The 12,901-nt window shown below is 73.5% G+C and carries 2 protein-coding genes; both read right to left on the reverse strand.

The window, feature by feature from the left end; genetic code table 11:
- The coding region (locus ACWDRW_RS39540; RefSeq protein WP_451733205.1) for a type I polyketide synthase at nt 1-1,892 on the reverse strand (1,892 nt) is incomplete at its 3' end.
- A gap of 29 nt (nt 1,893-1,921) precedes the next feature.
- Nucleotides 1,922-12,895 (reverse strand): SDR family NAD(P)-dependent oxidoreductase, encoded by a 10,974-nt coding sequence (locus ACWDRW_RS39545; protein WP_451733208.1) that lies wholly within the window; start codon nt 12,893-12,895, stop codon nt 1,922-1,924.
- Nucleotides 12,896-12,901: the final 6 nt, after the last annotated feature.

The following is a 12,901-nucleotide window of genomic DNA, read 5'->3' on the forward strand; positions in this document are numbered from 1 at the left end:
AAGAGGGCCACCTCCACGGCGAACAGACCGGCCTGCGTGAACACCGTCCGATCCAACAACTCACCCTCATCGGCGAGCACTTCACCCAGCGGCTGGGGCAGCAGCCCCTCGAAGGCCTGGCACACCTCGTCCAACGCCCGCGCGAACACCGGGAACTCGGCCGCCAGCTCCACACCCATCCGAGCCCGCTGCGCACCCTGCCCCGTGAACAGCACCGCAACACGGCCATCAGCGACCGCACCAGAGGACTCCACCGAACCCAGCCCTGCCATCAGCTCGGCGTTGTCCCGACCCCACACCACCGCCCGATGCCCCAGCCCAGCCCGACCGGTCGCCAACGACCAGCCCACATCCACCGGATCGAGCGAACCCACCACACCCGCCAACCGCTCCGCCTGCGCCCTCAACGCCTCAGCAGAAGCAGCCGACAACACCCACGGCACCAAACCCCCCACCGACGGAACGGACTCCACCGCCGGTTCCGCGTCCGCCTGCTCCAAGATGACGTGCGCATTCGTCCCGCTGATCCCGAAGCCCGACACCGCTGCCCGTCGTGGCCGCTCCCCCAGTTCCCAGGGCACGTCCTCCCGCAGCACCTCCACCGAGCCGGCAGACCAGTCGACGTGCGGGGTGGGTTCGTCGACGTGCAGGGTGCGGGGCAGGACACCCTCCCGCATCGCCATCACCATCTTGATGACACCCGCGACGCCCGCCGCGTACTGCGTGTGGCCGATGTTCGACTTCACCGAGCCCAACCACAGCGGCGGCACACCCTCCTCCGCGCGCCCCTGGCCGTACGTCTCCAGCAGGGCGTGGGCCTCGATCGGATCGCCCAGAGCGGTGCCGGTGCCGTGTGCCTCGACGGCGTCGACGTCGACCGGGGTCAGCCCGGCGTTGGCCAGGGCGGCGCGGATGACGCGCTGCTGGGCGGGTCCGTTCGGCGCCGTCAGACCGTTCGACGCCCCGTCCTGGTTGACCGCAGAACCCCGTACGACCGCCAGCACCTGGTGCCCGTTCCGGCGCGCGTCCGACAGCCGCTCCAGCAGCACCACGCCCGCGCCCTCGGCCCACCCGGTGCCGTCGGCCGCCGCGGCGAAGGACTTGCACCGACCATCCGCGGCCAACCCCCGCTGACGGCTGAACTCGACGAAGGGGAACGGGTTGGTCAGCACCGCGGAGCCGCCCGCGAGGGCCATCTCGCACTCACCGTTCCGCAGCGCCTGCACGGCCATGTGGAGGGCGACCAGGGACGACGAACAGGCCGTGTCGACCGTGACGGCGGGGCCCTCGAAGCCGAAGGTGTATGCCAGGCGCCCGGACATGACGCTGGAGGTGCTGCCGGTCAGGGCGTAGCCCTCGGCGCCCTCGGGCAGGCGTACGCCGTCGGTGACGTAGCCGGAGTGGCCGCCGCCGACGAAGGTGCCGACGGGCCTGCCGCGCAGCTGTGCCGGGTCGATTCCGGCGCGCTCGAGGAGTTCCCAGGAGGTTTCCAGCAGCAGACGTTGCTGCGGGTCCATGGCCAGGGCCTCGCGGGGGGAGATCCCGAAGAGGTCGGCGTCGAAGTCGGCGGCGTCGTAGAGGAATCCGCCTTCGCGGACGTAGGAGGTGCCCGGCCGGTCCGGGTCGGGGTCGTACAGCGCGTCCAGGTCCCAGCCTCGGTCCGTGGGGAAGGCGGACACGGCGTCCGTGCCGGTCTCCACCAGCCGCCAGAGGTCCTCGGGCGAGCGGACGCCGCCGGGGTAGCGGCAGGCCATGGCGACGATCGCGATGGGCTCACGGGCGGCGGCGAGGAGTTGCCGGTTCTGTTTGCGCAGCCGTTCGGTCTCGGTCAGGGAAGCGCGCAGGGCGGCGACGACCTTGTCGTTCTTGTCGTTTCCCGTCGGGTGGGTCATGGCGCCTCCGTCTTCTCGGGTCTGTCGTCTCAGGAGTCGGAGTCGGCATCCCCGAGGGCCATCCGGACGAGGTCGTCGACCTCCATGTCCGCGATGGCTTCGGTGGTTCCGTCGTCGTCACTGGGTGCGGTCGGTGCGTCCTCCACGGCGCGGGCGAGGCGCAGCAGCGTTTCGGCGAGGCCCGCCTCCCGCAGTCGGTGGAGGGGGATGGCGGCCAGGGCACGGCCGAGTTCGGCGTCCCCGGTCGGGTCGGCCGGGTCGGCGGGTTCCGGGGCGATCTTGTCGAGGATGTGCCTGCTGAGGGCGAGCGGGGTGGGCTGGTCGAAGACCACGGTGGTGGCGAGGCGGACGCCGGTGGCGGCGCCGAGCCGGTTGCGCAGTTCTACGGCGGTGAGTGAGTCGAAGCCCAGGTCCTTGAAGGGTCGGCCCGCATCGACGGCCTGGGGGCCGGTGTGGCCGAGGACCGCGCTCGCGTGGGTGCGGACGAGGTCGAGCAGCCGGTGCTCGCGCTCGGGTGCGCTGAGCCCGGCGAGGGCGGCGGTGAGCGCGGCGGCGGCGTCGGCACCGGCCCGGGCGTCGGCGGCCCGGCCCCGGCCGCCCGCCTTGACCAGCGCGCGGAAGAGCGGCCGGATGTCGGCGGTGCTGCGGGCGCGGGCGCGCATGAGGGGCAGGTCGAGCCGGACCGGTACGGCGAGGGCCGCGTCCAGCCGTCGGGCGGCGTCGAAGAGGGCGAGGCCGGTGTCGCTGTCCATGGGTTTGACCAGGCCGTTCTGGCGGGCCCGGTCGGCAGCCGCCCGGTCGAGGTGGCCGGTCATGGCGCTGGCCCGTTCCCACAGTCCCCAGACGAGGGAGAGCGCGGGCAGTCCCTGGGCGCGCCGCTGATGGGCGAGGGCGTCCAGGAAGCTGTTGGCGGCGGCGTAGTTGGCCTGTCCCGCGCCACCGCCGAGCCCGGCGGCGGAGGAGTAGAGGGCGAACAGAGCGAGGTCGTGGTCCCGGGTGAGCTCGTGCAGGTGGCTCGCCCCCTCGGCCTTGGGACGCCACACGTGGGCCAGCGTCTCCCGCCCGTGGGCGCCGAACACGCCGTCGGCCAGGACACCCGCGGCGTGGACGACACCGGTGAGGCTGCGGCCGTGGAGCACCGCGGCGAGCTGCTCACGGTCGGCCGCGTCGCAGGCGACGATCTCGGGGGCGGCGCCCAGTTCGGTCAGTTCGGCGAGGAGTTCGTCGGCGCCGGGGGCGTCCGGGCCTTGTCGGCTGGTGAGCAGGAGGTTCCGTACGCCGTGCCGGGTGACCAGATGGCGGGCGAGGAGGGCGCCCAGGGTGCCGGTGCCACCGGTGATCAGGACGGTGCCCTCGGGGTCGAGGGCGCGGGGCATGGTGAGCACCACCTTGCCGACGTGCTTCGCCTGGCTGATGAAGCGGAACGCCTCCGGGGCCCGCCGGACGTCCCAGGTGGTCACGGGCAACGGCCGGAGCGTCCCCGCCGCGAAGAGCCGCAGGATCTCGCCGAGCATCTCGCCGATACGGTCGGCTCCGGCGTCGGCCAGGTCGTACGGCGCGTAGGAGACGTCCGCGTGCTCCTGGGCGACTACGGCGGGGTCACGGCGGTCCGTCTTGCCCAGCTCCAGGAAGCGGCCACCGGGCTTCAACAGGTCGAGGGATGCGTCGACGTACTCGTGGGCGAGCGAGTTGAGGATGACGCTCACACCCGCGTCGGCGAAGGCTTCCCGGAAGCCCAGGTCGCGTGAGGAGGCTGTCTGCCCGTCTGTGAGCCCAAGACCGCGCAGCACTCCCCGCTTCCCCGGACTGGCCGTGGCCAGCACGGTCGCGCCGAAGTGCCGGGCGAGCTGGATCGCCGCCATGCCGACACCTCCCGCGCCCGCGTGGACGAGGACGGTGTCGTCCGGCTTGATCGCGGCGAGGTCGACCAGGCCGTAGTAGGCGGTCAGGAACGCGACCGGGACGGACGCGGCCTGCTCGAAGCTCCAGCCCTCGGGTACGGCGGCCAGGACCCGTTCGTCCGTGACGGCGAGGGGGCCGAGGGCGCCGCCCATGAGGCCGAGGACGCGGTCGCCGGGGGCGAACCGGGTGACTCCTGGGCCGACTTCGGTGACGACTCCGGCGCCCTCGCTGCCCATGACGGTCTGGCCGGGCACCATGCCGAGGCCGATCAGCACATCCCGGAAGTTGACTCCGGCGGCTCGGACGAAGACGCGGACCTCTCCGGCGGCGAGCGGCGCGTCCGCCTCCGGGTACGGCAGCAGGGTGAGCCCGTCCAGGGTGCCGGAGGCCGCGGTGTCCAGCCGCCAGGCGGAGTCCGAGGGCGGCACCAGGGAGCCCCCTCGCCCGGGACGCACCAGACGCATGGCCAGCAGAACGCCGTCGCGTACGGCGACCTGGTTCTCGTCGGCTTCCAAGGCGCCGGCGAGCGCGGTGGCGATCAGGTCGAGGGGTGGTTCGTCGGGAACAGGATCCGGGTCGAGGGGCGATGGCCCGGTTTCCGCGTCCAGGTCGAGGGGCGGGCCCCCGGCCCCCGGGTCCAGGTCGAGCAGCAGGAACCGGCCTGGGTTCTCCGACTGCGCCGAGCGGATCAGGCCCCAGGAGGGCGCAGCCGTCAGGTCGGTGAGGTCGCTGTCACGGCCCGTGGAGACGGCACCGCGGGTCACGACCACCAGCCGGGACTCCGCCAGCCGCTCGTCGACCAGCCACTCCTGGGCCAGGGCGAGGACGTCCTCGGTGACCTGCCGTGCCGCGTCGGTGGAGGAGCTGGTCGCGGCGGGGCGCGGCGGTGCCCACAGCACCGCCTCGGGGGCGGGCGCGCCCGCGTCGATCGCCGCCAGCAGATCGGCGAGGGCGGGGTGGACGGCCGCGCCGGGCGGCACCGGTGCCGATCCGCCGAGAACCGCCCAGCGCTCCGCCCGTACGGCGTCCGGGGTGGGCACCGGGATCCACTCCACGACGAACAGCGAGTCGGCGTCCGGCCCGTCGGCGGCGGCGAGTTGATCGGCGCTGACGGTCCGCAGCACCAGCGAGTCCACGGCGGCCACAGGGGCACCGGTCGTGTCGGCGACCTGAACACACAGCGCGTCGTCACCGGCCGAGGCGATCCGCACCCGCAGCCTCTCCGCACCGCCCGCGAACAGGGTGACCCCGGTCCAGGCGAACGGCATACGCAGGGCGCCCTGCTCGCCGCCGAAGGAGCCGAAGCCGATGGCTTGCAGCGCGGCGTCGAGGAGTGCCGGATGGAGCCCGAACCGGTCCGCATCACCCTTCTGGCCCTCAGGCAGCGCCACCTCGGCTAAGACCTCCTCACCACGCCGCCAGACAGCACGCAGCCCCTGGAACACGGGCCCGTAGCCGTAACCCGCGGCAGCGGCCGTCGGATAGAACTCCGCCAGGTCCAACTCCTGCGCGCCGGGCGGCGGCCAGGAGGTGAGGTCATGCGCAGGGGGCACGTCGTCGACGCTCAGGAGCCCCTCCGCGTGCCGCAGCCAAGGGTGGTCGTGCTCGGCACCCTCCGGGCGCGAGTAGACGGCCAGTTCACGCACCCCGTGCTCGTCCGGCGTGCCGACGACGACCTGGACGAGCACCCCCGAGTCCGCCGGTATGGCGAGCGGTGCCTGAAGGGTGAGTTCGGCGAGGTGTCCGCAGCCGACCTCGTCTCCGGCGCGGACGGCGAGTTCGACGAATCCCGTCCCGGGAAACAGCACCGTGCCGGCCACGCTGTGGTCGGCGAGCCAGGGGTGGGTGCGGGTGGAGAGCCTGCCGGTCAGCATGACCCCGCCGTCGGCGGCGAGGCTCGCGGCGGCGCCGAGCAGGGGGTGGTCGGCCGCGGTGAGACCGGCGCCGCTGACGTCGGCGGTGGCGGTGCCCGACTCCAGCCAGTAGCGGCGGTGTTGGAAGGCGTACGTCGGCAGGTCCACGCGGGTGACGGATCGTCCCGCGTAGACGGCGGACCAGTCGATGTCGGTGCCGTGGACCCAGAGTTCGGCCGCGCTCGCGATGAAGCGGGCGCTCTCGTCCTCGTCCCTTCGCAGGGTGCCCACGACGGTGACCGGCTTCTGGCAAGCCTCCGCGATGGCCTGAACGCCCATGGTCAGCACGGGGTGTGCACTAACCTCGATCAGGCGGAAGTGGCTTCTCCCAAGGGCCTCTTGGACGGCCTCGGTGAAGCGGACGGGCTGCCGCAACCCTTCGTACCAGTACGAGGCGTCCATCGTCGCCGTGTCCAACACCCCGCCGGTCACCGTGGAGATCAGCGGGACACGGGACGCCCGCGGCGCCACCGGGGCCAGGATGTCCAGCAGCTTCGCCTTGATGTCCTCGATGTGCGCGGAGTGCGAGGCGTAGTCCACCGGGACCCGGCGCGCCCGCACACCGGCGGCTTCGGCGAGCGCAGCGATCTCGTCCAGTGGCTCGGGGTCACCGGCGACGACTGTCGCCTCCGGGCCGTTGTAGACGGCCACCGCGACGCGATCGCCGTACGGCTCAACCCAGGCCGACGCCTGTTCCGGACCGGTCGCCAGGGACAACATCCCACCACGACCGGCCAGTTCGTCGCGAATGGCCGCCGACCTGAGCGCCACCACCCGCGCCGCGTCCTCCAAGCTCAACGCACCGACCACCGCGGCAGCCGCGATCTCACCCTGCGAATGCCCGATCACAGCGGCCGGTTCGATGCCGAGCGACTCCCAGACCGCAGCCAGCGACACCATCACCGCCCACAGCACCGGCTGAACCACATCCACCCGGCCCATCCACGCGTCATCGTCCCCGCGCAGCACCTCCGTCAACGACCAGTCCACAAAGGACCCGAGCGCCGCCTCACACTCCCCGATCCGCGCCGCGAACACCGGCGAGGACTCAAGGAGCCCCCGCCCCATCCCCAACCACTGCGACCCCTGCCCCGGGAACACGAACACCGGCGCACCGGAACCCGCGGCCGTCCCCGCCACCACATTCCCCGCCACGCCACCGGACGCCAGAGCCTCCAGCCCCGCCGTCAGCTCAGCCGTCTCCCGCCCCCACACCACCGCACGGTGCTCCCACGGTGAGCGGCCCGAAGCCAGCGCCCAGCCGGCGGAGACGGGGTCGGTCTCCGTCAGGGCGGCCACCAGGGAAGCCGCGCGGGCGGTGAGTCCGGCGGCGCTGCGGGCCGAGAGCGGCCACGGCAGCACGGGCGAGGCGGACAGGCCCTCGGGCCCGGAGATCACGACCGGCGCGGGCTCGGGCTCGACGGCCGCCTGCTCCAGGACGACGTGCGCGTTGGTGCCGGAGATGCCGAAGGACGAGACCGCGGCGCGGCGCGGGTGGCCGTTCACGGCCCAGTCCCGCTCCTCGGCCAGCAGCCGTACGCCGCCCGCCGACCAGTCCACGTGGGGGGTGGGTTCATCGACGTGCAGGGTGCGCGGGAGCAGGCCTTCGCGCATCGCCATCACCATCTTGATGACGCCCGCGACACCGGCGGCGGCCTGCGCGTGCCCGATGTTGGACTTGATCGATCCCAGCCACAACGGCCGTTCCGGGTCCCGCTCCTGCCCATAGGTGGCCAGCAGCGCCTGCGCCTCGATCGGGTCACCGAGTGCCGTTCCCGTACCGTGCGCCTCCACGACGTCCACCTCGGCCGCCGCCACCCCGGCGTTCGCGAGCGCCTGCCGTATGACGCGCTGCTGGGACGGGCCGTTGGGGGCGGTCAGACCGTTCGACGCACCGTCCTGATTGACCGCCGATCCGCGGACGACGGCGAGGACCCGGTGGCCCTTGGCGCGGGCGTCCGAGAGGCGTTCCACGAGGAGCATGCCGACGCCCTCCGCCGGGCCGAAACCGTCGGCGTCGGCGGAGAAGGCACGGCAGCGGCCGTCCACCGACAGCCCGCGCTGGCGGCTCATCTCGACGAACCCGGCCGGGGAGCAGACGACGGTCACCCCGCCGGCGAGGGCCAGGTCGCACTCGCCGTTGCGCAGTGACTGGACGGCCATGTGCAGGGCGACCAGGGAGGAGGAGCAGGCCGTGTCGATGGTGACCGCCGGTCCCTCCAGGCCCAGTTGGTAGGCGATCCGGCCGGAGGTGACGCTGAGCATGTTGCCGGTGCCGAGGAAGCCCTCGACGTCGTCGGGGACCGTGGTGAGCCGGGAGAGATACTCGGAGTTGAGGGCTCCGACGAAGACTCCGGTCTGGCTGCGGCGCAGGGCGCCCGGGTCGATGCCGGCTCGCTCGACGGCCTCCCAGGAGACCTCCAGCGCGAGCCGCTGCTGCGGGTCCATGGCCAGGGCCTCGCGCGGGGAGATGCCGAAGAACTCGGCGTCGAAGCCCGCGATGTCGGTCATGAGTCCGGCGCCGCGCATGTAGGTCTTGCCGCGGGTGTCGGGGTCGGCGTCGTACAGGGCGTCCATGTCCCAGCCCCGGTCGTCGGGGAAGGCGCCGACCGCGTCCGCGCCGGACCGGACCAGCCGCCACAGGTCCTCGGGCGAGCCGACTCCGCCGGGGAAGCGGCAGGCCATGCCGACGATGGCGACGGGCTCGTCCGCCGGACCGCCGTGCGCGACGGCGGTGGCCGCCTCGTCCCGTACGCCGGACAGCTCCCCGGCGACGAGCCGGGCCACGGCGGCGGGGGTGGGGTGGTCGAAGGTGAGGGCCGCCGGGAGGCGGAGGCCGGTCGCCGCGTTGACGCGGTTGCGCAGTTCGACGGCGGTGAGCGAGTCGAAGCCGAGGTCCTTGAACGGCCGTTCGGCGTCGACCGCTTCGGGCTCGGCGTGACCGAGCACGGTGGCGACATGGGAACGGACGAGGTCGAGCAGGAAGCGTTCGCGCTCGGCGGGCGGAAGTCCGACGATCCGCGCGGCGAGACCACCGGCGCGGTCCGCGCCGGCCGCCGCCTCGACGGTACGTCGCCGGGTGCCGCCGACGAGGCCACGGAGCAGCGGAGGCACGGGCTTCCCGGCGGCGGCGGCGCGCAGGGCGGCGGTGTCGAGTTCGGCGGCCACGAAGAGGGCACCGTCGCGGGCGGCGGCGGCGTCGAAGAGGGCGATGCCGGTCTCGTCGGTGAGGGGGACGAAGCCGCTGCGGGCGACCCGGTCGATGTCGCCCTCGGCGAGGTGCCCGGTCATGGCGCTGGCCTGCGCCCACAGGCCCCAGGCCAGCGAGGTGGCGGGCAGGCCCTGGGCGCGGCGGTGCTGGGCGAGCGCGTCCAGGAAGGTGTTGGCGGCCGCGTAGTTCGCCTGGCCCGGGGCGCCGAAGACGCCGGAGGCGGAGGAGTACAGGACGAACATGCCGAGATCGGAGTCCCGGGTCAGTTCGTGCAGGTTGACGGCGGCATCGGCCTTCGGCCGCCAGACGGCGGTGAGTTGCTCCGGGGTGAGGGAGGTGACCAGGCCGTCGGCGAGGACACCGGCCGCGTGGACGACACCGGTCAGCCGTCGTCCCTCCAGCAGGGCGGCGAGCTGCTGCCGGTCGGCCGCGTCACAGGCGGCGACCTCGACCTCAGCCCCCAACTCACGCAGCTCTACGCCGAGTTCGGCGGCGCCCGGCGCCTCCGGCCCCTTCCGGCTGGTGAGCAGCAGCCGCCGTACCCCGTACTCCGCGACCAGGTGACGGGCGAGGAGCGAGCCCAGCGTCCCCGTACCGCCGGTGATCAGCACCGTGCCCTCCGGATCGAGGGCGGGCGGCGCCGTGAGGACCACCTTGCCGGTGTGCTTCGCCTGGCTCATGTACCGGAAGGCCTCAGGGCCGCGCCGGACGTCCCAGGTCGTGATCGGCATGTGCCGCAGCACGCCCTGCTCGAACAGGGCCAGCACCTCGGTCAGCATCTCGCCGCACCGCCCGGCTCCGGCCTCCTTCAGGTCGTATGCCCGGTAGGAGACACCGGGATGGTCCTGGGCGACTTGGGCAGGGTCGCGGCGGTCGGTCTTGCCCATCTCCAGGAACCGTCCGCCGGGTGCCAGCAGGTCGAGCGAGGCGTCGACGAATTCCCGGGCGAGGGAGTTGAGGACCACGTCGACCCCCGCGTCGGCGAAGGTCTCCCGGAAGCGCGGATCCCGCGAGGAGGCGATGCGGTCGTCGGACAGACCGAGGCCCCGCAGCACATCCCACTTACCAGGGCTGGCGGTGGCCAGCACGGTCGCGCCGAGGTGCCGCGCGAGCTGGATCGCGGCGATGCCCACACCGCCGGCGCCCGCGTGGACGAGGACGGTGTCACCCGGCCGGACGGCGGCCAGATCGACCAGACCGTAGTACGCGGTCAAGTAGGCCACCGGCACGGAGGCGGCCTGTTCGTACGACCAGTCCTCGGGCACCGGCGCCAGCATCCGGGCGTCGGCCACGGCAAGCGGGCCGAAGCCGCCGTCGACGATGCCGAGGACGCGGTCGCCGGGGGCGAAGCGGGTGACGTCCGCGCCGACCTCGAGCACGACGCCCGCGCACTCGCTGCCCATGACGGTCTGGCCGGGCACCATGCCCAGGCCGATCAGCACGTCCCGGAAGTTCACGCCCGTGGCGCGGACCCCGATCCGGACCTCACCGGGCGCCAGTTCCGCGAGCGCCTGCGGGGCGGGCAGCAGCCGCAGGCCCTCCAGGGTGCCGGAGGCGGCCGTGTCCAGCCGCCAGGCCCGCTCCCCGGCCGGGGGCACCAGCGCACCGCCCGTGTCGGCCCGGGCGAGCCGGGGTGCCAGCACCTCCCCGGCCCGCTCCGCGACCTGCGACTCGTCGGCGGCCAGCGCGGCGGCGACGGTGTCGGTGACCTCGTCGGCGGCCTGCTCGCCGGGGTCGAGGTCGACCAGCAGGAACCGGCCGGGCGCCTCGGTCCCGGCGGTACGGACGAGCCCCCACAGGGCGGCCGCCGACAGATCCGTGATGTCCTCGTCCGCCCGGGTCGCCACCGCGCCCCGGGTGACGACGGCGAGCCGGGAGTCGGCGAGCGCGTCGTCGGCCAGCCACTCCTGGACGAGCCCGAGCAGCGCGGCCGTCGTCACCTCCGGCCCCTCGCCCGAGGACGGCGCACACAGGACCGTGGCGGGGGCGGCGACTCCGGTCTCCAGTACGGCCCGCAGTCCCCCGAGGTCCGGGTAGGAGTCCACAGCCACCCCGGCTGTCTGCGCGGCGGCGGCCAGGCCGAGCGTGTCGTCGCCCACGACGGCCCAGGCGGCGGAGGTGTCGGGTGCAGCCGCCGGGACGGAGGTCCAACGCAGGCTGAACAGGCCGTCGTTGCCCGGGGCGGCCGTCATTAGCTCGGGGCGGATCGACCGCAGTTCCAGGGACCCGACGCGGGCCACGGCCCGGCCTGCCGTGTCGGCGACCTCGATCATCACGGCGTCCGGGCCCACCGGGGCCAACCGGACTCGGGCCGCCGTGGCGCCGGTGGCCGTCAGCGTCACCTCGGACCAGGCGAACGGCAGCCGCACCGCACCGTCGTCCCGTCCGCCGTCCACGCCGAGCCCGATCGCGTGGAGCGCCGAGTCGAGCAGCGCGGGGTGGATACCGAAGCGGGGGGCGTCCGCGTGCTGTTCCTGCGGCAGTTCGAGTTCGGCGTAGACGGCGTCACCGAGCCGCCATGCCGCGCGGAGCCCACGGAAGGCGGGGCCGTAGCCGTAACCGGCGGCTTCGGCGTCGGCGTAGAAGCCGGAGAGGTCGACCGCGTCGGCGCCCTGTGGGGGCCAGACGGTGAACTCGCCGACCGGCATCGGCGTCGCCTCGGGCGAGAGGGCACCTACGGCGTGCGCGGTCCAGGGTGCGTCCGGCTCGTCGCGCCGGGAGTGGATGGTCAGTGCTCGGCGGCCGGAATCGTCGGGGGCCGCGAGAACGACCTGGACCTGCACGGCGCCCTGCTCGGGCAGGATCAGCGGTGCCTGGAGGGTGAGCTCGGCGAGGTTCCCGCAGCCGGCCTCGTCCCCGGCGCGGATGGCGAGTTCGACGAACCCGGTGCCCGGGAAGAGGACCGCCCCGGCGACGGCGTGGTCCGCCAGCCATGGGTGCGCGCGCAGGGAAAGGCGTCCGGTGAGGACAAGGCCTCCGTCAGCGGCGAGGCCGACGGTGGCACCCAGCAGCGGGTGGTCGACGGAACCGAGGCCCAGCTCGGCGGGATCACCGGAGGCGCGGGACGCCTCCAGCCAGAAACGCTCTCGCTGGAAGGCGTACGTCGGCAGATCGACCCGTTTCACGGCACGTCCGGCGAAGACGGCGGACCAGTCGATGTCCGTGCCGTGGACCCAGAGTTCGGCGGCGCTCGCGATGAGGCGGGCGTTCTCGTCCTCGTCGCGGCGAAGAGTTCCGACGACGGTGACGTGCTGGTCGGCGGCCTCCGCGATCGCCTGGACACTCATGGTGAGGACGGGGTGCGCACTGACTTCGACGAACCGCAAGTCGCCTTGACCGACGGCTTCCTGGATCGCGTCCGTGAAGCGGACGGGCTGCCGCAACCCTTCGTACCAGTACGAGGCGTCCATCGTCGCCGTGTCCAACACCCCGCCGGTCACCGTGGAGATCAGCGGGACACGGGACGTTTGCGGCGCCACCGGGGCCAGGATGTCCAGCAGCTTCGCCTTGATGACCTCGATGTGCGCGGAGTGCGAGGCGTAGTCCACCGGGACCCGGCGCGCCCGCACACCGGCGGCTTCGGCGAGCGCAGCGATCTCGTCCAACGCCTCCGGATCGCCCGCCACGACTGTTGCGTCGGGCCCGTTGTAGACGGCCACCGCGACGCGATCGCCGTACGGCTCAACCCAGGCCGACGCCTGCTCCGGACCGGTCGCCAGGGACAACATCCCACCCCGACCGGCCAGTTCATCGCGGATGGCCGCCGACCTGAGCGCCACCACCCGCGCCGCGTCCTCCAAGCTCAACGCACCAACCACCGCCGCAGCCGCGATCTCACCCTGCGAATGCCCGATCACCGCAGCCGGTACAACACCCAGCGACTCCCACACCGCGGCCAGCGACACCATGACCGCCCACAGCACGGGCTGGACGACGTCCACCCGCTGCATCCAGGCGTCGTCCTCGCCCCGCAGCACCTCCGT

Source organism: Streptomyces sp. NPDC003635 (assembly GCF_053587635.1).